This window comes from Blautia sp. OM06-15AC (genome assembly GCF_003481425.1).
Lineage (GTDB): Bacteria > Bacillota > Clostridia > Lachnospirales > Lachnospiraceae > Fusicatenibacter > Fusicatenibacter saccharivorans.
The window spans coordinates 55,532-77,817 of record NZ_QULD01000003.1 but is presented as its reverse complement, the minus strand read 5'-3'; the positions used below and the strand labels follow the sequence as shown (position 1 = coordinate 77,817).

General features: G+C 48.8%; 18 protein-coding genes. 17 read left to right on the top strand and 1 reads right to left on the bottom strand.

The features are described from left to right. Positions 1 to 314: 314 nt before the first annotated feature. From DXB83_RS05715 to DXB83_RS05690, 6 genes are all read left to right on the top strand, one after another. Positions 315 to 2,528 carry an ABC transporter substrate-binding protein gene (locus tag DXB83_RS05715; protein ID WP_117509191.1) on the top strand — a complete coding sequence of 738 codons (2,214 nt, stop codon included), beginning with the start codon at positions 315 to 317 and terminating at the stop codon, positions 2,526 to 2,528. Between the two features lie 119 nt (positions 2,529 to 2,647). Next, positions 2,648 to 4,219, top strand: coding sequence for an ABC transporter permease (locus DXB83_RS05710; protein ID WP_117509190.1), 1,572 nt, complete (start codon positions 2,648 to 2,650; stop codon positions 4,217 to 4,219). 6 nt (positions 4,220 to 4,225) lie between these two features. Then, the gene (locus tag DXB83_RS05705; RefSeq protein ID WP_055228618.1) at positions 4,226 to 5,194 is read left to right on the top strand and encodes an ABC transporter permease; all 969 of its coding nucleotides are present in this window, start codon (positions 4,226 to 4,228) and stop codon (positions 5,192 to 5,194) included. A gap of 13 nt (positions 5,195 to 5,207) precedes the next feature. After that, positions 5,208 to 6,956: an oligopeptide ABC transporter ATP-binding protein OppD gene (gene oppD / locus DXB83_RS05700; RefSeq protein ID WP_117509189.1), complete on the top strand. Its 1,749-nt coding sequence runs from the start codon at positions 5,208 to 5,210 to the stop codon at positions 6,954 to 6,956. Between the two features lie 12 nt (positions 6,957 to 6,968). After that, positions 6,969 to 8,273 carry an ATP-binding cassette domain-containing protein gene (locus DXB83_RS05695; RefSeq protein ID WP_270423095.1) on the top strand — a complete coding sequence of 435 codons (1,305 nt, stop codon included), beginning with the start codon at positions 6,969 to 6,971 and terminating at the stop codon, positions 8,271 to 8,273. 319 nt (positions 8,274 to 8,592) lie between these two features. Continuing rightward, positions 8,593 to 9,828, top strand: coding sequence for a hypothetical protein (locus tag DXB83_RS05690; RefSeq protein WP_117509188.1), 1,236 nt, complete (start codon positions 8,593 to 8,595; stop codon positions 9,826 to 9,828). On the opposite strand, the gene DXB83_RS17360 is transcribed toward DXB83_RS05690, so the two are convergent. Continuing rightward, positions 9,753 to 10,007 carry a DUF6783 domain-containing protein gene (locus tag DXB83_RS17360; protein WP_416388104.1) on the bottom strand — a complete coding sequence of 85 codons (255 nt, stop codon included), beginning with the start codon at positions 10,005 to 10,007 and terminating at the stop codon, positions 9,753 to 9,755. The two genes, DXB83_RS05690 and DXB83_RS17360, sit on opposite strands and share 76 nt — an antisense overlap. Positions 10,008 to 10,108: 101 nt before the next feature. Between DXB83_RS17360 and glgB the strand changes: the two genes are divergently transcribed. The 11 genes from glgB to DXB83_RS05635 all read left to right on the top strand — a co-directional run bounded on the left by glgB (position 10,109) and on the right by DXB83_RS05635 (position 22,183). Next, the gene (gene glgB / locus DXB83_RS05685; protein ID WP_117804426.1) at positions 10,109 to 12,844 is read left to right on the top strand and encodes a 1,4-alpha-glucan branching protein GlgB; all 2,736 of its coding nucleotides are present in this window, start codon (positions 10,109 to 10,111) and stop codon (positions 12,842 to 12,844) included. 3 nt (positions 12,845 to 12,847) lie between these two features. Then, positions 12,848 to 13,720 (top strand): mechanosensitive ion channel family protein, encoded by an 873-nt coding sequence (locus DXB83_RS05680; protein WP_022462926.1) that lies wholly within the window; start codon positions 12,848 to 12,850, stop codon positions 13,718 to 13,720. Between the two features lie 167 nt (positions 13,721 to 13,887). Next, positions 13,888 to 14,355, top strand: a complete 468-nt coding sequence (gene rimP / locus DXB83_RS05675; RefSeq protein WP_022462927.1) for a ribosome maturation factor RimP — start codon at positions 13,888 to 13,890, stop codon at positions 14,353 to 14,355. A 31-nt stretch (positions 14,356 to 14,386) separates the two neighbouring features. Continuing rightward, positions 14,387 to 15,571 carry a transcription termination factor NusA gene (gene nusA, locus DXB83_RS05670; protein WP_117804402.1) on the top strand — a complete coding sequence of 395 codons (1,185 nt, stop codon included), beginning with the start codon at positions 14,387 to 14,389 and terminating at the stop codon, positions 15,569 to 15,571. A gap of 30 nt (positions 15,572 to 15,601) precedes the next feature. Next, complete coding sequence (gene rnpM / locus DXB83_RS05665) at positions 15,602 to 15,880, top strand: RNase P modulator RnpM (protein WP_117804403.1); 279 nt, start codon at positions 15,602 to 15,604, stop codon at positions 15,878 to 15,880. Beyond that, the gene (locus tag DXB83_RS05660; protein WP_055221524.1) at positions 15,864 to 16,175 is read left to right on the top strand and encodes a L7Ae/L30e/S12e/Gadd45 family ribosomal protein; all 312 of its coding nucleotides are present in this window, start codon (positions 15,864 to 15,866) and stop codon (positions 16,173 to 16,175) included. The genes rnpM and DXB83_RS05660 overlap by 17 nt, the downstream gene beginning before the upstream one ends. A 29-nt stretch (positions 16,176 to 16,204) precedes the next feature. After that, positions 16,205 to 18,880 (top strand): translation initiation factor IF-2, encoded by a 2,676-nt coding sequence (gene infB, locus DXB83_RS05655; protein WP_082424733.1) that lies wholly within the window; start codon positions 16,205 to 16,207, stop codon positions 18,878 to 18,880. 15 nt (positions 18,881 to 18,895) lie between these two features. After that, complete coding sequence (gene rbfA, locus DXB83_RS05650; protein ID WP_022462931.1) at positions 18,896 to 19,282, top strand: 30S ribosome-binding factor RbfA; 387 nt, start codon at positions 18,896 to 18,898, stop codon at positions 19,280 to 19,282. Then, positions 19,269 to 20,252 carry a DHH family phosphoesterase gene (locus tag DXB83_RS05645; RefSeq protein WP_117804404.1) on the top strand — a complete coding sequence of 328 codons (984 nt, stop codon included), beginning with the start codon at positions 19,269 to 19,271 and terminating at the stop codon, positions 20,250 to 20,252. The genes rbfA and DXB83_RS05645 overlap by 14 nt, the downstream gene beginning before the upstream one ends. 72 nt (positions 20,253 to 20,324) lie before the next feature. Beyond that, positions 20,325 to 21,251, top strand: a complete 927-nt coding sequence (gene truB / locus DXB83_RS05640) for a tRNA pseudouridine(55) synthase TruB (RefSeq protein WP_117804405.1) — start codon at positions 20,325 to 20,327, stop codon at positions 21,249 to 21,251. Next, positions 21,248 to 22,183, top strand: coding sequence for a bifunctional riboflavin kinase/FAD synthetase (locus DXB83_RS05635; protein ID WP_117760893.1), 936 nt, complete (start codon positions 21,248 to 21,250; stop codon positions 22,181 to 22,183). Before truB ends, DXB83_RS05635 begins: the two co-directional genes overlap by 4 nt. The last annotated feature ends 103 nt before the right edge of the window (positions 22,184 to 22,286 follow it).

Below are 22,286 nucleotides of genomic sequence, written 5' to 3'. Positions count from 1 at the left end.
ATACCCAAAAAGAGGAAAATAGAGGATTTTGATGACTTTAAATGCAGTTTATACACTTTTCTCCTGCATCGGATATTGACAAACAGAGAGAGTTCTGGTTATAATGAACCCAGTTGTTTTTGGACAAACGGACAAATGTACGGGCATGAGGGATGAAGAAAACAAATCTTGTTGGACGCATCTCCTTTTTGTACTATTCGTTTTGATGTGGTAAAGTGCCAAAATGAAAAACGGTGGAATGGCGAAGCCGTTCCGGTAAATGTCCGGATGATGCAAAAACAACGCGAATCCATGAAAGGAGTTAGGAAGAAATTATGAAAAGAAAAATTGTAAGCGCATTACTTGTTATGAGTATGACTGCAAGCCTGGTTGCCTGTGGAAATTCCGGCAGCGGAAGTTCTGATCCGGCGGATGAGAGTGTAAGCGTAAGCAGCAGCGCATCTTCCGAAAGCAATGCAAGCGCATCTGCAAGCAGTGAGAGCGAAGCCGAGGCAGAGGAGTCCGAAATGCCGGAAGGATACGACGAGACCAGCACAGAGCTCTATAACGAGGCACTGGGCGATTTCAACGATGCACTTGCTACTGCAAAGGAAGCAGAAACGGTGGATGAGAGATATGCCCTGATGGCAGTTGCCGAGGGAAAACTGATGGAGTCCGCCATGATGTACCCGCTCACCTCAAGAGGTGGTACGTACGCGATGTACAGAATGGCTCCGCGCACCAAGGACTATACCCTTTGGGGAAGCGATAAAGACCGTTATCATCAGTATGTTGTAACAACTGACTTTATCAAGGCAGAAGATTACAACGAGATGAGAGCAAAATGGGATGAGCTTAAAGGAACAGGAACCTATGAGAGCTGGGTAAAAGAATATCTGGCAGGAAAAGGTTACACCTTAAAAGACAGCTTCTCCATGCCGTATGCGAGCGATCCGGTAACATGGGACGGACTTGCAACTTCCCGTGCGGCAGATACCGATGCGATCATCAATACCTATGACGGACTGATGGAGTACGATGTAGAGGGAACTCTGCAGCCGGCACTGGCAGAATCCTATGAAGTATCTGATGACGGACTGACCTATACCTTCCACCTTCGTAAAGATGTAAAATGGACCGATTCCCAGGGACGTGAAGTGGATACTGTAAAAGCAGATGACTTCGTGGCCGGAATGCAGCATATGTGTGATGCACAGGGCGGTCTGGAATACCTGGTACAGGGCGTGATCAAAAACGTATCCCAGTACATCAGCCGTGAAGTTACCGATTTCGACGAGGTTGGTGTAAAAGCTGTTGATGACTATACCGTAGAGTACACACTGGAAGAGCCATGCAGCTACTTCATGACCATGCTTGGCTACACCATCTTCATGCCGATGAGCAGAAGCTACTATCAGTCCCAGGGCGGTAAATTTGGTGCTGAGTACGATTCCTCCGCAGCAGATTATCAGTACGGAAAAGATTCCAACTCGATCGCATACTGCGGACCGTACCTGGTAACCAACGCTACAGCGAAAAATACCATCGTATTTAAACTGAGCGATTCTTACTGGAACAAAGACAACGTAAACATTAAAACCCTGACCTGGCTGTTCAATGACCAGTCTGATGTTACCAAAATGTACACAGATGCAAAAGCAGGTACCGTTGACTATGTAAACCTGAACACCTCCACTATGGAGACAGCAAAATCCGAAGGTCTGTACGACCAGTACGCAGTAGTTTCAGATACCGATGCTACTTCTTTCATGGCATTCTACAATATCAACCGTACTGCGACTGCAAATGCCAACGACGGAACAACAGCAAAGAGTACAAAGTCTGACGAAGAAATCCAGAGAACGAACAAAGCACTGCAGAACGTTCACTTCAGAAGAGCGATCAGCTTTGCAGCAGATCGTGGCGCTTACAATGCACAGCAGGTTGGCGAGGATCTGAAGTATACTTCCCTTAGAAATACCTTTACCCCGGGATATTTCGTAAGCCTGTCAAAAGACACTACCATTCAGATCAACGGAACCGACACAACCTTCCCGGCAGGCACCTACTATGGTGAAATCGTACAGAAACAGATCGACGCCGACGGCGTGAAGATCAAAGTATGGGATGCCGAAAACAAGACCAGCGATGGCTTTGATGGATGGTACAATCCGGAAAACGCAGTAGAAGAACTGAATACCGCAATCGAGGAGCTCGCAGAAGAGGGCATCACCATCGATGAGAGCAACCCGATCCAGATGGAATATCCATATCCGTCTGCAGTAGAAGTTTACACCAACAAAGCAAACTCCTACAAGAAATCAGTAGAGGCTGCCCTTGGCGGAAAAGTTGTGATCAATCTGGTTGATGCCGTAGACCTGGATGGATGGTACTATGCAGGATACTATGCAAACTATGGTTATGAAGCAAACTACGACGTATACGATGTCTCCGGATGGGGTCCGGACTTTGGTGATCCGTGCTCTTACCTGGATACCATGCTTCCGGACTACGAAGGATACATGACCAAATGTTTCGGTATCTTCTAATTTTGGAAAAGGTAAAATTGGAAAGATCAGAACAGTTGAAAGCCAATGAATAAACCGGCAGGGGGATGGGAACAAAAAAAGCCATTCCCCTGTCATATTGTGTTAAGGAATGAGAGAATATGACAAAATATCTTTTTAAGCGTTTGTTGCATGGCCTTGTTTCCGTAGTAATCGTTGTTGGATGCGTTATGACTATGATTTATTCTCTGATGGACCGAAATCTGATTTTCGCACAGGACGCCACCTATTCCCATCAGAGCAATAACCAGAAAAAGGTGTACAAATATCAGAAGTGGGAGACATACGGATATCTTGATTATGTAACCTATGCAGATTATTTGAACGCTCTCAAAGCAAAAGGCGAAATTGACGAGGATACGAGATCCAAAGCAGTAGCATTCGGAAGAACGAAAGACCAGGATTCAGAACTGGTATCTGAATATGTAAAAAAATTTACAGCTTATTATAAAGCAAAAGGTTACACCGTAAGAAGATACGATGCGATCATGATGGGTAAGAAAAAATATGCCAACGGCGGACAGCAGCAGCTGTTTGCGTACAGGGATATTCCGCTTGCAACGCGTCTCGGAAAATATTTTTCCGGTTTGATTGACATCGACAGCATTCACGATGCTGCAAAGGTAGAAGGTAAGAGGGGGATTACATTTACCTTACACGATCCGGTATATGGGGGAAAGAAATTTTCACCGGCCATCATGGGAAATGGCACAACACACAAGTACTTGATGTACTTTGACTCAAAATTCCCATACTTCCATCAGAATATAATCACCATAAATTTAGGAAAGTCCTATTCCGTAAATGAGGGTGTGGATGTAGCACTGACCATGACCCGCGCGCAGGGATCCTACGTAAAATCGGAGATTACCTACCCAAGCGGTCTGGTGGAATACAGTGCAGACGATCTGCACAGCGCAACGTATATGAGCGAATCTCAGGATGCAAGCGCTGTTCATTCCGATCGGTTCACAGATGACTATACCAACGTGGATACAGTTAAGAGTGGTAAATCAAAAATCGGCTATTCCTTTGTAATCGGTATCATTGCCGTAATTCTTTCCTATCTCATCGCAGTGCCGCTTGGCATTCTGATGGCGAGAAAGAAAGACAAACTGGTTGACCAGCTTGGAACCATCTATATTGTATTCATTATAGCAGTACCTTCACTGGCCTATATTTTCCTGTTTAAGGCAATCGGAGGAAAAATGGGTCTGCCGACCACCTTTGACATGGATTCGAAGAGCAAGCTGATGTATATTCTGCCGATCGTTTCCCTGGCACTGCCGCAGGTGGCAAACCTGATGAAATGGCTGCGTCGATACATGATCGACCAGATGAACTCCGATTACGTAAAATTCGCAAGATCCGGTGGACTGACAGAGGGAGAAATCTTTACGAAACACATTTTGAAGAACGCAGCGATTCCGATCGTGCAGGGTGTTCCGGCGAGCGTACTGTTCGCACTGACCGGCGCCATCATCACCGAGCGTGTGTACGTAGTACCAGGTGCCGGTAATCTGCTGACCGAAGCAATCAGCAAATATGATAATGGTGTTATCGTAGGTGTTACACTGTTCTACGCAGTGCTCTCCGTGATTTCCATCATCCTGGGCGACGTTTTGATGTCCATGGTGGATCCGCGAATCTCATTCTCAACGAAAGACAGGTAGGGACTTATGAATTATGATTTAGATAAATTCGGTCTGTCTGAGGAAGAACTGTTTTCTCCTGTAGATAACAGCTCTCTGGAGTCTGAGAAAATTACGGCTCCGAGATATTCCTACTGGCATTCCGTGTTCCGCGTATTTTTTAAGAAAAAAATCAATATTGCCGTACTTTGCCTCCTGGGTGTGATTCTGCTGATGACGTATGTGTATCCGCTCTTTGTGGAGTACGACCGTTTCGCCAATCTGATGAACGGCGCGACAAAACATCTGTCTCCAGGCAAAGCATTGCAGCAGCTTGGATTCAATATTCACTGGATTTTAGGATCCGGTGCTTCCGGACAGTCGACATTTGACGCTGTCTGGTTTGGTTCCAGAATTTCAGTTTCCCTGGCGTTTATCTGTGCGCTCATCAACCTTTCGATTGGTGTGATTGTCGGATCTGTCTGGGGATTTTCGAAGAAGGTTGATGTCTTCATGATGGAGGTTTACAACATCATCGGAAATATTCCGTATGTACTTCTGATCTCCGTCCTGGTGCTTATTTTTTCTCCGAGCTTCTGGACCATGGTATTTGCACTGACCGTTACCGGATGGCTTGCCATCGCGTACTTTATCCGTACGCAGGTCGTTATCATCCGTGACAGAGAGTATAATCTGGCATCAAAATGTCTTGGAACTTCGATTTTCCGCATTGCGATGAAGAATATTCTCCCGTTTATGACATCTGTCATTGTTACTCTGGCGGCAACTGAGATTCCGTCCTACATCTCTTACGAGGTGTTCCTGGCTTACATCGGTATGGGACTTTCTGACATGTCTCTGGGAAGACTGATCTATGAGGCTGAGGGCGCCATGCTGACACCGGGATGGGGATTCGAATTCTGGAGTCCGGTTGTTGTCGCTTCAATCATCACCGTAGTATTATATGTAGTTGGACAGAACCTTGGAGATGCGTCCGACCCGAGAACACATATGTAGGAAGGAAAGCCGCATGGAAGATAAAAAAGTATTATTATCGATTAAGGACTTACAGGTAAAATTCCGTGTCCGCGGCCGTATCCTGACGGCAATCCGGGGCGTAACGCTGGATATTTACGAGAATGAGTCCATTGCTATCGTAGGAGAATCCGGTGCCGGTAAATCCGTATTCACGAAAGCGTTTGCGGGTATGCTGGACAGCAACGGTTTCATCGATCAGGGAGATATCATTTTCAATGATGACGAACTGAGTGATACGGTTGTTCCGCTGAATTCTTATGCGAAAAAGACCATCGCTTCTACCCTGGAAAAACTGAACGAGTATTCCAAACTGGAATATGGTTCAGAAGTATTTCTGAAAATGAAGGCGCTGGAGCAGGAAAAAGAAGAAAAAATGACGCTGAGCGAGGAAGAGCGCGAGAAAGCAGAGGCTGAAATCAAGGAACTTGTAATAAAGAGAACCGAACTTTTCAACTATAAGCAGACACTCGATACTTCCAAAGAAAAAGCGAAAGTCAAAGAGACATCCGCGGAGATTTCCAGACTGGATGGAGAGATTAAGGCTCTGCAGAAAGCAAAAGAGGAAAAAATCAAGGCTCACAAACAGGCTGCCATGAACGATACGGCATACAATCAGGCGTATGAGGCAAAAATGGCAGAGTACAAAAAAGAGTACGCCGGCCTGACAGCAAAAGAAATTACGGACGAGACGAGAAAGAGAAACGAGATTCTTGCCAAAGAGATCTATCTTTCTGTCGGACGTTATAAACTGCGTAAAAAGGTTCGCATGATCAAGAAGCTGCACGAGGCATTCAAAGCTGCGATGGAACGCGGTGTGGATCTGAATGACGAGCAGAAACGGAACAGCGTTTTCGACCAGGCAACTTTCCGTGTACGCTATCTGGATGAGACACCGGAGCGGCTTCATGGAACCTGTATCATTAACCTGGCAAAAATCCAGGATCCGAATGACTGGGGCCAGATCCGCGGTAAGAAAATTGCAACCGTATTCCAGGATCCGATGACTTCCCTGAACCCGATCATCACAATCGGAAAACAGATTACGTCTGTTATCATGAAGCATCAGAATGTCAGCGAGGTGGAAGCAAGAGCACAGGCGCTTGAGCTGATGGAAAAGGTTGGTATTCCGAACGCAGAGCAGCGTTTCGATGATTATCCGTTCCAGTATTCCGGCGGTATGAGACAGCGTATCGTTATTGCGATTGCACTTTCCTGCCGTCCGAAGATCCTCATCTGCGATGAGCCGACAACTGCGCTGGACGTTACGATTCAGGCACAGATCCTGAAGCTGATCAAGGATCTTCAGAAAGAGTACAACTACACCATCGTGTTTATTACCCACGACCTTGGTGTCGTAGCGAATATCGCAGACCGTGTTGCCGTTCTGTACGCAGGACAGATCATCGAGTTTGCGAACGTAGAAGAGCTGTTCTACGATCCGCGCCATCCGTACACCTGGGCGCTGCTTTCTTCCCTGCCGCAGCTTGCGGAGCGGAATACAAAGCTGTTTTCCATTACCGGTACGCCGCCGTCTCTGTACAATAAGATTATCGGAGACCCGTTTGCACCGCGTAACCAGTACTGTCTGAAGATTGATACTCTGGAGGAGCCGCCGATGTTCAAGGTAACGGATACCCACTATGCCAAGACATGGCTGCTGGATCCGAGAGCGCCGAAGACAGAAAAACCGGAAGCTATTCAGAATATTCACGAAAAACTGTTAAAAGCATATAACTTATAGGAGAGTTTGAAAGTGTCTACAAAGCAGGAAAGCAAGACCACTGTTTCGCATCTGCCGGAGCATGGTCCGATTGACGAAAATGGAAGAGAAATCTTACTGCAGGTAAAAAATGTAGATATCACTTTCGGCAAGGGCGATGACGCAGTCAAAGCGGTAAAAAATGCTTCTTTTGACATCTACAAGGGAGAGACCTTCTCCCTCGTAGGCGAGTCCGGTTCCGGAAAGACAACGATCGGCCGTGCGGTCATTCGTGTCAACCCGTGTTCCGCAGGAGAGATCCTGTATAAGGGCGTTAAAATTTCCGGTAAGATTCCGCATTCCCTGGACCGGGAGGTTATCCGAAACATTCAGATGGTATTCCAGGATCCGGCCGCATCGTTAAATGAGCGTGCGACGGTCGATTATATCGTATCCGAGGGTCTTTACAACTTCCATCTGTACGAGAACGAGGCAGACCGTGTGAAAAAGGTAGAGAACATGATCAACGAGGTTGGTCTTCTGCCAGAGCACCTGACCCGTTACCCACATGAGTTCTCCGGCGGACAGCGCCAGCGTATCGGTCTGGCCCGTGCCATGGTTATGGAGCCGGAGCTGGTTGTAGCCGATGAGCCGATCTCCGCACTGGACGTATCGATCCGTGCCCAGGTCCTCAATCTGCTGAAGAAATTCCAGAGAGAAAAACAGGTTACTTATCTGTTTATCGCCCATGACCTTTCCATCGTACGGTTCATTTCCGACCGTATCGGTGTTATCTACAAAGGAAATATCGTAGAGGTTGCGGACGCAGAGGAGCTGTTCAACTTCCCGCTGCATCCATACACCCATTCCCTGATCTCTGCGATCCCGATTCCGGATCCGCAGCTCGAGAAGAATAAGGTGCTGTACACCTATGACCCGTCCATTCACGATTATTCCGTGGACAAACCGGAATTCGTGGACATCGGACACAATCATTTTGTATATGGAAATAAAAAAGAGATCGAAGAGTATAAGGCACTCCGTGAGAAGGGAGAGCCGCTGCAGCCGATCACCATCCGAAAGCCTGGCGAGGAAGTAAAAGAGGAGAACCACGAGGTTCATCTTTCCAAGGCAGAAGATGAATTCCTGAAAACTCCGGTTCACGATACCGGAAGCGTCTGGTACAAAGTGCTGTCGTTCTTCTTCCCGATCATCGGTATCATCGCAGCGATGGTATACAAAAAGAAACAATACTATCACAACTACAAAGCATGCAAGCAGGGCGCGCTGTACGGATTTGCTGTACTTGCCGTGATTCTCCTGATCTTTATCATTGCATTGATTTTAGTTGCCCTATAGTGGACAGGAAAGAAAAAGTGGCCCGGAACCAGAAAAAAGGTTCCGGTGCCGCTTTTTTTGATTTACGCGAGCAACGAGCCAAAGTCCGTGCTTGCACGAGACCTTGGCGACTGCCGCGATAACTTGAGAAACTCGCGGAGCGTGTTTCTCATAGTTTACAGGAAACTTCGTTGAAATTTTCTGTAAATTAAAAAAGTTGTGGCTTCCGGAACGAAGTGCGAGATGAATTCCGTTCCGATTTTACTTGACGGGCGATGTGTTTTTTGGGACAATAAATCACAGCGGAAAAGGAAAATTAGAATGAAAGAGGAGCAAAAAAATGGGAAGAACAGTAAAAGATCCGAACAGACGGCTGCCAAAGCCGGTACAGAAGGTCTGGCTTTCCGAAAAAAATGTCGGACGGCGCATCCTGCTTGTAGTACTGCTTCTGGCGATTGGATCCGGTTTTCTGGTGTATGGTTTTATGAACTTTCTGCATGGAGATTCCGGCTGGCGTGAGATCAGTGTAAAGGCAGGCGCGGATTTGAACTGCGGTGAGGATTTTACCTTGAAATATAACGTTGGCGCAAGCGGGGTTTCTGCAGGCGGGGAGGCAAAGGCGCTTTCGCTGCTTTACACAGATGCGGCAGTGAAAGGCTACCGGCTTTTCAATATAGATGAGAGCTTTGAGGATGTGACAAACCTGTATGATATCAACCAGCATCCAAATGAAGTGCTGACGGTAGATCCGGTTTTATACGATGCACTGAAAAAAGTATCCGATGCCAATTGCCGGGAAATTTATCTGGGACCGCTGTATGCGTCCCTGGAAAATCTCTGCGCCAGCAATGATGATGCGGCTGCAGCGCAGTTTGATCCGAACCGGAACGATGCGGCAGCAGAAGAAACGGCAGCAGTTGCTGCCTTTACACAGAACCCGGATGATATTTCACTGGAGCTGTCAGGGGAAAACCAGGTCTGTCTGCATGTGTCAGACGCGTATCAGGCGTATGCCGCAGAGATGGGCTATACCGCATATCTCGACTTTTTCTGGATGAAAAATGCTTTTTTGATTGATTATCTGGCGGATACGATTCGTGGCGAGGGCTATCAGCTCGGCATTATTTCCAGTAAGGACGGTTTCGTGCGCTGTCTCGATGAGACGGGAGAAAAAGAGTACCGGTATCCGCTGTATCATCTTTCCGGGAACGAAATCCAGTCATACGGAACAATGACGTATGAAGGACCGAAAAGCATCGTGTTTTTCCACGCTTACCAGGCGGGCAGCCCGGATGCGTACCGCTATTACCAGTATCAGGACGGAACGATGCGCACGCCGTATCTTAGCGCGGCAGACGGAAAAGACCACACAGCAGCCTCCGAACTGATCGTCTATTCCGGTGAATATGGCTGTGCCAATACGCTGCTTGCAGCATTTTCTGATTATCAGGCCGAATCGCTTTCCAGGGAGTCCCTGGAAACACTGACTTCACAGAACATTTACAGTATCTGGTTTGAGAACGATGAGATGCAGACGACAGATGAAGATCTTGCCGTAATCGTAGGAAATGAATAAAAAACAAACCAGATTTGCATTGTACAATCGCAGTTAGGATGGTAGAATAAAAACAGAATTTGAAAAATCATTTCCACAATCTGCAAGCCCCACTTCGCGATCTGTTTTGACCTTATCCGGTTGCTGCAGACCGTTTGGGCTGAAAATGGGACTCGCAGCTCACGAAAAGCTTTTTTCAAACACGCTCTGGCATGAATGAGTGCTTTTTTATGCGATTTTGTATGGGGGAAGCAGCAGCGAGAGCACGTAAAATAAAAAAGGAGGGGTTATAATTTTGAAAATGGAAGAAAAATTATACGATTATATGGATTGGGCGGAAATAGAAGCCGTGGTCTATTCTGAGGAAAATCATCCAAGAGACATCTTGGGACCGCGCGTAACGGAGGATGGTATTTTGATTCAGGCGTTTTTCCCGGGTGCAACCCGTGCAGCCGTACATACGATCCGCGACGGAAAACAGACCGAGATGGTTTGCGAGGATGAGGCGGGATTTTTCGCTGTGCTGCTTCCGGGAAAGAAAATTCCGTCCTATACGCTGATCTACTGGGACGGCGACGGAAACCAGATGGAGCATTACGATCCATATGCCTATCCGATGCAGTTCACCGAGCAGGAACAGAAACAGTTTGAAAACGGCATCTGTTATTCCATCTATGAGAAGATGGGTGCACACCCGGTAAAGATCGATGGTATCAGTGGTGTTTACTTCGCTGTCTGGGCACCGAATGCGATCCGTGTCAGCGTTGTCGGGGATTTCAATAACTGGGACGGAAGAGCATATCAGATGAATCTTCTGGAGTCCGGGATCTATGAACTCTTTATCCCCGGTGTTCGCGCGGGCGACATCTATAAATATGAAATTAAGGCAAAGGGCGGTCTGACGTATCTGAAATCGGATCCATACGCGAATGCAGCACAGCTGCGTCCGAACAATGCGAGTGTTGTGGTTGATCTTGGAAAATATGCCTGGCAGGATGAGAACTGGATGAAGAAGCGTGGTGTCACACAGGGCGACAAAGCGCCGATTTCTGTTTATGAAGTGCATCTTGGCTCCTGGAAAAAACCGGACGATGGCCGTGAATTTTATAACTACCGTGAGATCGCTCCGATGCTGGCTTCTTATGTGAAAGAGCTCGGCTACACCCATGTTGAGCTGATGCCGGTGATGGAGCATCCACTCGATGAATCCTGGGGTTATCAGGTAACGGGCTATTACGCACCGACAGCACGATACGGAACGCCGGATGACTTCCGCTATTTTATGGATACGATGCACCAGAACGACATTGGTGTTATTCTCGACTGGGTACCGGCACACTTCCCGCGCGATACCTTCGGACTTTCTGCGTTTGACGGAACGTGTCTGTACGAGCATTTTGACCCGAGACAGGGATCCCATCCACACTGGGGCACGCTGATTTACAATTACGGCAGACCGGAAGTAAAGAACTTCCTGATCGCCAATGCGCTTTTCTGGGCAAAAGAGTACCATGCCGACGGAATCCGTATGGATGCGGTTGCATCGATGCTGTATCTTGATTATGGCAAGCAGGACGGGGAGTGGGTCGCAAATATCTACGGCGGAAATGAGAACCTTGAGGCAATCGAATTTTTAAAACATCTGAACTCCATCTTCAAAAAAGAGTTCCCGGATGCGCTTCTTATCGCAGAGGAATCGACTGCATGGCCGAAGGTGACGGGAGAACTCGACGATGAAGGACTTGGCTTCGACTACAAGTGGAACATGGGCTGGATGAATGATTTTACGGAATATATGAAAAACGATCCGGTATACCGCGGGGCACATCACGATCAGCTGACTTTTTCTATGGTATATGCATACTCGGAGAAATTCATGCTGAGTCTGTCGCACGATGAAGTGGTTCACCTGAAAGGGTCTATGTATACCAAAATGCCGGGTACACCGGAGCAGAAAATGGCAAATCTTCGTCTGGCGTACGCTTATCAGATGGTGCATCCCGGAAAGAAGCTTCTGTTTATGGGACAGGAATTTGGACAGGAAAAAGAGTGGAATGAGAAACAGTCCCTGTCCTGGGAGCTTCTTGAGGACAAGAAACATCTGCAGTTAAAGAACTATATGGCGGCACTTCATGCATTCTACAAAGCAAATCCGGCATTGTATCAGCTTGACGAAAAGCCGGAGGGCTTTGAGTGGATCAATGGCATGGAGTGGGAAAAGAATCTTCTGATCTTCCTTCGCAGAACAAGGAAGAAAGAAGATACGCTGCTTGTCATATGCAACTTCTCGAATGTCGAGTACGATGATTTCCGCATTGGTGTGCCGTATCCAGGAAAGTACAAAGAGATGTTCAACAGCGATGCGGAAAGCTATGGCGGAACAGGCGTCGGAAATCCACGCGTGAAAATGTCGAAAAAAACAGAGTGCGACGAGCGGAAAAACTCGATTACCGTAAAACTCGCACCGCTTTCTGTTCAGGTATTTTCTTATACGAAGCCGGAGACGGGCGCTGCAAGCAATAAGAGCGCAAAGGCAAAAACTGCAGCGAAAGCGGCAGCAGAGAAGAAAACCGGAAAGAAGGGAAAACCGGCTGGAAAAACGGAAGAAGCAGTAAAAGCAGTAAAAGCAGTAAAAGCAAAGAAAACAACAAAGACTGCTCAAAAAGCAGAGAAAAAAGCAGAGAAAAAGGTATCGGAAAAAACGGTGAAAACCGCAGAGAAAAAGCAGGGAACTACGACTGCGACAGAGAAGGTGGAGAAAGCCGTAAAGCAGGCGATCGACAGCAAACCGGTGAAAACGGTAGAGCAGACGGTGGACAAGCTGGTGAAAGCCGGAAAATCCGCAGCGGCAGAGGCAGCAAAAGCCGTGGAAAAATACCGCGCAGCCGCCGATCCGGAAAAGAAGCCGGCTACAAAGCCGGAAACCAAGTCGGAAGCAAAATCAGAGGCAAAACCAGAGACAAAAACGAAAAAAAGCACAGGCATGAGTGAACTCGGCGAGGAGCTGCAGAGAAAATTCGAGACAGAGGAGAGATAACACATGGTGAATCTGACAGCGGCGGAACGCGTCTATGAATACTGGATCGACAAGGCCTCTTCGGCTGCCGATCTGGTGCTGAAGATTGTGTTTGCAGTAATTCTGTTTCTGGTTGCACGCAAACTGATCCTGTGGCTCTGTGGTCTGATCCGGAAAAACATGCGGCGTTTTCACACGGAGGAGGCGGTGGTCAGTTTCACCGTTTCCATGGTGAAATACAGTCTGAACACGCTGCTGGTGCTGACCATTATCGTTCAGCTCGGCATCGTATCCGAAGCGTCGATCGCAGCAGCCATCGCCTCCGCCGGCGTTGCCGTATCCCTGGCATTGCAGGGCGGCCTCTCAAACTTTGCAGGCGGGGTGATGATTCTGCTGCTGAAGCCATTTAAGGTCGGTGACTACATCATTTTCCCGGGCGAAGGCCAGGAGGGAACGGTCAAAAAGATTGAGATGTATTACACGACAATCAACAGCATCGACAACCGTACCATCATGATCCCGAACGCCAATCTTACGAATCACACCATCATCAACGTGACGGCAATGGACCGCAGAAAGCTGGAAATCAAAGTCGGCATTTCTTATGAGTCCGATATCAGAAAAGCGAAGGATATCCTGCGCCGCCTCGTTGAGGAGGAGCCGCATTTTCAGTCGGAGGAGCAGCAGTTTTTCGTAGATGAGCTGGGCGAGAGCGCGATCACGGTCGGTCTGCGCGCCTGGGTCGCAACGGAAAATTACTGGCCGGTCAAATGGAAAATGAATGAGCGCATCAAAGAAGAGTTTGACGCGGCGGGAATTTCCATCCCGTATAACCAGCTCGATGTCCACATCTGCCCGGAACCGGCGAACAAAAAAGCCGGAAAAGGCGATAAATAAAGGATATTTTGAAAATTAACCCTTGCAATTGCACGGAAAAGGTGCTATAGTAAAGTTGTTAATAAGTGACTGTTAAGGAGTGGACGATTTCGTCCACTCTTTCTTGTGTACAGGGAAATGAAAGAATTTTTCGAAAGTTTCCCTAAATCAAAAAAGGTGGTGAGGATTTGAGCAGAAGAGAAGAATACGAACAGAAGGCAGAAGAACTGATCACTCCGATTGTAGAAGCCAATGGTTTTGAACTGGTGGATGTGGAGTATGTCAAAGAGGGCGGTACCTGGTACCTGCGTGCTTACATCGACAAAGAAGGCGGAATTACCGTAGATGACTGCGAAATCGTCAGCCGTGCATTTTCTGACCGGCTGGACGCAGAGGACTTTATCGATGACGCCTATATCATGGAGGTCAGCTCCCCGGGCCTTGGACGTCCGCTGAAAAAAGAGAAAGACTATAAGAGAAGCATGGGAAAAGAGCTGGAAATCCGGACATACCGTGCGATCGAGAGAAACCGGGAATTTTACGGAATACTCACCGCATATGATGATAACAGTGTGACCATTTTGGAGGAGGACGGAACAGAGCGCGTCTTCCAGAAAAGCGATATTGCATTGATCCGTTTAGCATTTGATTTCTAAACAGACGCAGATACAGGAGGAAAAGAGAAAAATGAATACAGAATTAATGGAGGCCCTTGAAGTTCTTGAGAAAGAGAAGAATATCAGCAAAGATACCCTGCTTGAGGCAATTGAGCAGTCGCTGATCCAGGCCTGTAAAAACCATTTTGGCAAAGCAGATAATGTAAAGGTAAGCATTAACGCCCAGACTGGTGATTTCAAAGTCGTAGCAGAGAAAACCGTTGTTGATCTGGTACAGGATCCGATCATGGAGATCGCCCTTTCCGATGCAAAACGTGCAGACTCCCGCTATGAACTCGGCGATATCGTTCCGGTAGAAATCAAATCCAAAGAGTTCGGCCGTATTGCAACCCAGAATGCCAAAAACGTCATTCTTCAGAAGATCCGTGAGGAAGAGCGTAAAGTTCTGTTTGATCAGTACTTCGAGAAAGAGCACGATGTGGTTACCGGTGTGGTACAGCGCTATGTGGGACGCAACGTCAGCATCAACCTCGGTAAAGTAGACGCTCTGCTGACCGAGAACGAGCAGGTCAAAGGCGAGAAATTTGAGCCGACCCAGCGTGTGAAAGTATACGTTCTGGAAGTAAAGAATACAACCAAGGGACCGAAAGTCATGGTATCCCGTACCCATCCGGAACTCGTAAAACGTCTCTTTGAGTCTGAGGTTTCCGAGGTTGCAGAAGGCATCGTAGAGATCAAGAGCATTGCCCGTGAGGCAGGAAGCCGTACGAAAATGGCAGTATGGTCCAACGATCCGAACGTCGATGCAGTCGGCGCATGCGTCGGTATGAACGGAAGCCGTGTCAACGCGGTTGTCAATGAGCTGAACGGAGAGAAGATCGACATCATTACATGGGATGAGAACCCGGCACTCCTGATCGAGAACGCACTGAGCCCGGCAAAAGTTATCTCCGTTATGGCAGATCCGGATGAGAAGACCGCAAAAGTAATCGTTCCGGATTACCAGCTTTCCCTTGCCATCGGTAAAGAGGGACAGAACGCAAGACTTGCCGCACGTCTGACCGGATTCAAGATCGACATTAAGAGCGAGACCCAGGCACGCGAGGCAGGAGACTTCGACTACGTAGAAGAAGAGGAATACGAGGAAGAGGACAATTACGATGAGTCCGCAGCAGAGGAGGAAACCATCTCTGCAGAAGAAAACTTCGACGAGAATGATGTAGAAACAGCAGAGAAAGCCGGAGACGAAGAGTAATTAAAATAAAAACAAAGGCGGGATGAGCATTTGAGTACAGTTCGTAAAGTGCCGCTGCGTAAATGCATTGGCTGCAATGAAATGAAAAACAAAAAAGAAATGATCCGCGTGGTGAAAACCACCGAAGGAACGATTGTTCCGGACACAACCGGAAGAATGAACGGACGCGGTGCTTATGTCTGCTCTCTGGAATGTCTGGGGAATGCAATGAAAAACAAAGGACTTTCCCGTTCTCTGAAGGCAGAAATTCCATCAGAGGTTTATGAGCAGTTAAAGGAGGCATTTGCGAAGATTGAACAGTCAAAGTAAAGGATTATCCATGCTGGGCCTTGCCATGAAGGCGGGTAAGGTATCGAGCGGCGAATTTGCGACCGAGCAGGCCGTAAAGAGCGGCAGCGCATACCTTGTCATTCTGGCGGAAACGGCGTCGGCCAATACACAGAAGAAATTTCGCAATATGTGTGCATACTATAAAGTGCCATGCATTCTTTTTGGGGACAAAGAGCAGCTTGGAAGAGCCATCGGAAGAGAATACCGTTCTTCCCTTGCCGTATGTGAAGCGCATTTTGCAGAAAAAATAGCAGCATTGTTGGCAGAAGCGTAAGGCGTAAGGCCGGAAAGGTCGGTGGATGGATGCAGGAAACACGAAAACCGCAGAAAGAGGAGAAAAGATCATTGGAAAAGAAAGATACAGAAAATATGGAAATGAAGAAACCGGAAGAGCAGGCAAAACCGAAGAAAAAGAAAATTATTTCCGTTGTGCGTCCGCAGAACGCAACAAGTAAAGAAGCAAAAGAGTTCACAAAGAACCAGGGACAGAAAAAAGACCGTCCGTCCCGCGGAAACGGCCGTCCGGAAGGAAACCGCAATGGAAACGGAAGAAGCGAGGACCGTCCGAACCGTGGAAACGGAAACGGCGGAAATGGAGATCGTCCGAACCGCAATGGAGACCGTCCGCAGGGAGAGCGCCGTTTCAACAATAACGGAGACCGTCCGAACCGCAATGGAGACCGTCCGCAGGGAGAGCGCCGCTTCAACAATAACGGAGACCGCCCGAACCGCAGCGGAGACCGTCCGCAGGGAGAACGCCGCTTCGGCGGAAACAATGGAGACCGCCCGAACCGCAGCGGAGACCGTCCGGGAGGAGACCGCAATAACGGCGGAAGAAGTGGAAACGGTGAGAGAAGCGGAAGACCATTCGGTGAGCGTTCCGCACGTCCAAACGGAGGCAGACCGGGAAATAATGGCGGAAGACCGTTCGCAGGAAAGGATGATGATTCCCAGAATCAGAACCGCCGTCCGGGAGGAGACCGCCGCAGAACCGAGCATAAGAGCTCTGCAGGCGATACAATGAGCCTTGGCATCAAGAAGCCAGGCCGTGATACAGGAAGAAAAGAAAAAGACAAAAACAAAGATTCTTTAAGAGAAAATAAATTCAGTGAAGACAGAGGAAGAGGCGGAAACCGTCCGAACCAGGGACATCATCAGCAGTCCAGACTCCCGAAAGCGCTCCAGAAACCGGTCAACAAACCGAAACAGGAAGCACCGAAGGATGAGGTAAAGGAGATTACCCTGCCGGAGAAAATGACCATCCGCGAGCTGGCTGAGAAGATGAAAATGCAGCCGGCAGTCATCGTAAAGAAACTGTTCATGGAAGGAACGATGGTTACCGTAAACCATGAGATCGATTTCGAAAAAGCACAGGAAATCGCGCTTGATTATAACATCATCGCTGAGCCGGAAGAGAAAGTCGATGTGATCGAAGAGCTCTTAAAAGAGGACGAAGAGGATGAAAAAGACATGGTTCCGCGTCCGCCGGTAGTCTGCGTTATGGGACACGTTGACCACGGTAAAACATCTCTTCTGGACTGCATCCGGAACACCCATGTCACCGACCGCGAGGCTGGCGGTATTACCCAGCACATCGGTGCATACACCGTTTCGATCAACAAACAGAAGATTACGTTCCTCGATACCCCGGGACATGAGGCATTCACCGCTATGCGTATGCGTGGAGCCAATGCAACGGATATCGCCATTCTCGTTGTCGCAGCAGACGACGGTGTGATGCCGCAGACCGTTGAGGCAATCAACCATGCAAAAGCAGCCGGCGTTGAGATCATCGTTGCGATCAATAAGATCGATAAACCAGGCGCAAACGTAGAGCGTGTAAAACAGGAGCTCTCCGAGTACGAACTGATTCCGGAGGACTGGGGCGGAAGCACCGTATTCGTTCCGGTATCTGCAAAGAACAACGAAGGTATCGACGATCTGCTGGAGATGATCCTTCTGACTTCCGAAGTGCTCGAGCTGAAAGCAAACCCGAACCGGAAAGCAAGAGGTCTTGTCATCGAGGCTGAGCTGGATAAAGGAAAAGGACCGGTTGCTACCATTCTGGTACAGAAAGGTACCCTGCATGTCGGCGATTACATCGCAGCAGGCGCATGCTCCGGTAAAGTCCGTGCGATGATGGATGATAAGGGACGCCGCGTCAAAGAGGCAGGCCCGTCTACTCCGGTTGAGATTCTCGGACTTTCCGATGTTCCGAACGCAGGAGAGATCCTCGTTCAGACCGATAACGATAAAGAAGCAAAGAACTTCGCAGCAACCTTCGTGGCAGAGAACAAGAAGAACCTGCTTGAGGAGACAAAAGCGAAGATGTCCCTGGATGATCTGTTCAACCAGATTCAGGAGGGTAACTTAAAAGAACTGGCACTTGTTGTCAAAGCCGATGTACAGGGATCTGTCGAGGCAGTAAAACAGAGTCTTGTCAAACTCTCCAACGAGGAAGTTGCCGTACGCGTCATCCACGGCGGTGTCGGTGCGATCAACGAGTCCGACGTTATGCTGGCAACCGCATCTTCCGCCATCATTATCGGATTTAACGTACGCCCGGATGCGAACGCAAAATCCATGGCAGAGCAGAACGGCGTAGACATCCGTCTGTACCGTGTCATCTACCAGGCAATTGAGGATGTTGAGGCAGCCATGAAGGGTATGCTTGAGCCGGTTTACGAAGAGAAAGTTATCGGCCATGCCGAGGTACGTCAGCTCTTCAAGGCATCCGGTGTCGGAACGATCGCCGGAAGCTATGTACTGGACGGAACGTTCCAGAGAGGCTGCAAAGTTCGAATCAGCCGCGAAGGAAACCAGATCTTCGAAGGAAATCTGGCATCCCTCAAACGTTTCAAAGACGATGTCAAAGAAGTGCGCTCCGGCTATGAGTGCGGTCTTGTATTTGAAGGATTCAACGATCTTCAGGAGTTCGATCAGGTCGAGGCTTATATCATGGTAGAAGTGCCGAGATAGAAATGAGGAATTAAGTTGAGAAAAAACAGTATTAAAAACACCAGGATCAACGGGGAAGTACAGAAAGAGCTTTCCAACATCATCCGGAACGAGATCAAGGATCCGCGCATCGGAATGATGACCTCTGTCACAGCGGCAGAGGTAGCGCCGGATCTGAAGACGTGTAAAGTATATATCAGTGTGTTTGGCGATGATGAGGCGAAGAAAGAAACCATCCGCGGCTTAAAGAGCGCGGAGGGCTTCATCCGCCGTATGCTGGCCAAGACCATTAACCTCCGCAATACACCGGAGCTGACCTTTGTCCTGGATGAGTCGATTGAATATGGCGTTACGATGTCGAAACTGATTGATGAAGTAACACACAAAGAAGACAAAAAGGATGAGGAAAATGAAGAAAATTGATGAAATTCTAAACGGAGTCTCCTGCATGGCCATCGCCGGACACGTTCGTCCGGACGGTGACTGCATCGGTTCCTGCCTGGGATTATACCAGTATCTTCGCGACAATCGGCCGGAGATTCAGGCAGATGTCTATCTTGAGGATCCACGGCCGGAATTTTCCTATCTTCCGGGTTTTTCTGAGGTAAAGACAAGCTGTGAAGAGAAAGCGTACGACCTTGTGGTCCTTCTGGATGTATCCAGCGAGGAGCGCATCGGCGTTGCCGCACCGCTTCTTGCAAAAGCGGGAAAGACGATCTGCATCGATCACCATGTGACGAATACAGAATATTGCGAAATCAATCACGTAGAGCCGGATGCAAGCTCTGCCTGCGAGGTGCTGTTTGGGCTTCTGGAGGAAGAAAAGATCTCCGAGCCGTGCGCCGAGGCGCTGTACACCGGTATTGTGACCGATTCCGGCGTATTCCAGTACAGCAGCACCTCTCCGCACACGATGCGGGTTGCGGCCGCTCTGATGGAAAAGGGAGTTCCGTTTACCAGAATCATCGAGGATGCATTCTTCAAGAAAACATACGTACAGAACCAGATTATGGGACGCACGCTGACAGAGAGCATCATGCTTCTCGACAAGCAGTGTATTGTCGGTATCGTGCGGAAGAAGATCATGGACTTCTATGGCCTGACATCGGGAGATATGGACGGCATTGTCAGCCAGTTAAAAAATACAGAAGGCGTTCACGTAGCGATCTTCCTGTATGAGCTGGAGCCGCAGGTCTTCAAAGTAAGCCTCCGCTCCGACGAGCTGGTTGATGTGAGCAAAATCGCAGCCGTATTCGGCGGCGGCGGCCATATCCGTGCGGCTGGCTGCACGATGTCAGGTTCTCCGTATGATGTAATCAACAATCTGACTCTGTATATCGAAAAACAGCTTCTTGCAGAAGAGGAAGAAGAGACGACAGAGGAAGAAGCATAAACAGGAAACAGCCGGGCGCAGAAAATATATCCACGCCCGGTTTTCTTGTGAAAAAGAGGGAGACAAAACAACATGATAAACGGAGTTCTGAACGTATGGAAAGAGGCGGGATTTACGTCGCATGACGTGGTTGCGAAGCTGCGCGGCATCCTGCACCAGAAAAAAATCGGCCACACCGGAACCCTAGACCCGGATGCGACGGGCGTGCTTCCGGTCTGCCTTGGAAAGGGAACGCGTCTCTGCGATATGCTGACCGATGAAACGAAGACGTATGAAGCGCTGCTTCACCTTGGAATCGCAACGGATACGCAGGACATGAGCGGAACCGTGACAGCAGAAGCGCCAGTGACCGTGACGGAAGAAGAGGTGCGGGACTGCATCGCCTCGTTTGTCGGGGAGCAGCAGCAGGTGCCGCCGATGTATTCCGCGCTGAAGGTTAATGGAAAGAAACTCTACGAGCTGGCGCGGGAAGGCATCGAGATCGAGCGGAAGGCCCGCACGGTGCACTTTTACGAGATCAGCATTCTGGAAATGAAGCTTCCGCTGGTGCGCATGGAGGTAACGTGTTCGAAGGGAACGTATATCCGCACCCTGTGCCACGATATCGGCGAAAAACTGGGCTGCCACGGATGTATGGAGCAGCTGATCCGCACGAGAGTCGGCCAGTTTGACCGAAACGGAGCGCACACGCTTGACGAGATCGCAGCGATTGTCGGTGAGGGCCGCCTTTCGGAGATCCTCGTGCCGGTCGATGAAATGTTTGCCGCGCTGCGCAGCTTTGCGACAGCGGACGATCATGCGAAAAAGCTTGCGGAAAACGGAAATCCGCTGAAACCGGCGCAGATCCGCGAAATCGGGGAAACTGCTTCCGGCGGGGACTTCGCAGAAGACGAGGAGTTCCGCCTTTATCTCGATGGCGGAACGTTTGTCGGTATTTATCAATACAGACCATCACAAAACTTAACCAGACCGGTCAAGTTATTTCTGGAGAGAACATGAGATATCTAACAAAAACACTGGATTTTGACAGCAGAGGGGACAGCGTTGTAACCCTGGGAAAATTTGACGGCCTCCACCGGGGGCATATGCTTCTGATCCGTCGTGTCCTTGCAATCGGCAGAACGGAAGGACTGGAAACGGTTGTGTTTACGTTTGACGTGCCGCCGCAGTCGAAAGTGCAGCATGTCAAGCCGCATCAGCTGCTGACGAATGAGGAGAGAAGAGCCCGCCTCGAACAGCTTGGCATGGACTGCCTTGTGGAATGCCCGTTTGTGGATGAAGTGATGCACATGACGCCGGAAGCCTTTATCAAAGAGATTCTGGTGGATAAGCTGCACGCGAAAAAAGTTGTTGTGGGAAAGGATTTCGGTTTTGGCTACAAGAGAAGCGGCACAGCCGAAATGCTGAAAGAAATGGGCCCGTCCCTTGGTTTTGAAACCGAGATCATCGAAAAAGCAGAGGAAAACGGCCGCGAGATCAGCAGCACCTGGGCACGGGAAGAGCTGGAACAGGGCAATATGGAAGCCGTGAGCGGTCTGCTCGGCTACGATTACGCGGTTCACGGCGAGATTGTCCACGGTCATGCACTCGGCAGAACGATCGGCGTGCCGACCATCAATCAGATCCCGCCGGCAGAAAAGCTGCTTCCGCCGTTCGGCGTCTACGTTTCCGAGGTGAAAATCGAAGGAAAAATTTATTACGGTATCACAAACATCGGTGTTAAGCCGACGGTACAGGAAAAATTTACCGGCGTGGAGACGAATCTTTTTGACTGCAGCGAGGATCTCTATGGAAAACAGGCGGAGGTTTCTCTGTTAAAATTTCTGCGCCCGGAGCAGAAATTTGTTTCGATCGACGCGCTGAAAAACCAGCTCGATCATGATGTTGCGGCAGGAAAAAAATATGTAGAAAAAAAGTTCGCTCAGCAGTGAAACACTCGCTGTTTCGCTGCGTAAGAAAGTGATTCAGGTGTGAGCAGCTCTCCTTTTGCGAAGCAAAACTTAAAATGAGAGCTGCGAAAGTTACAGTTCGGAG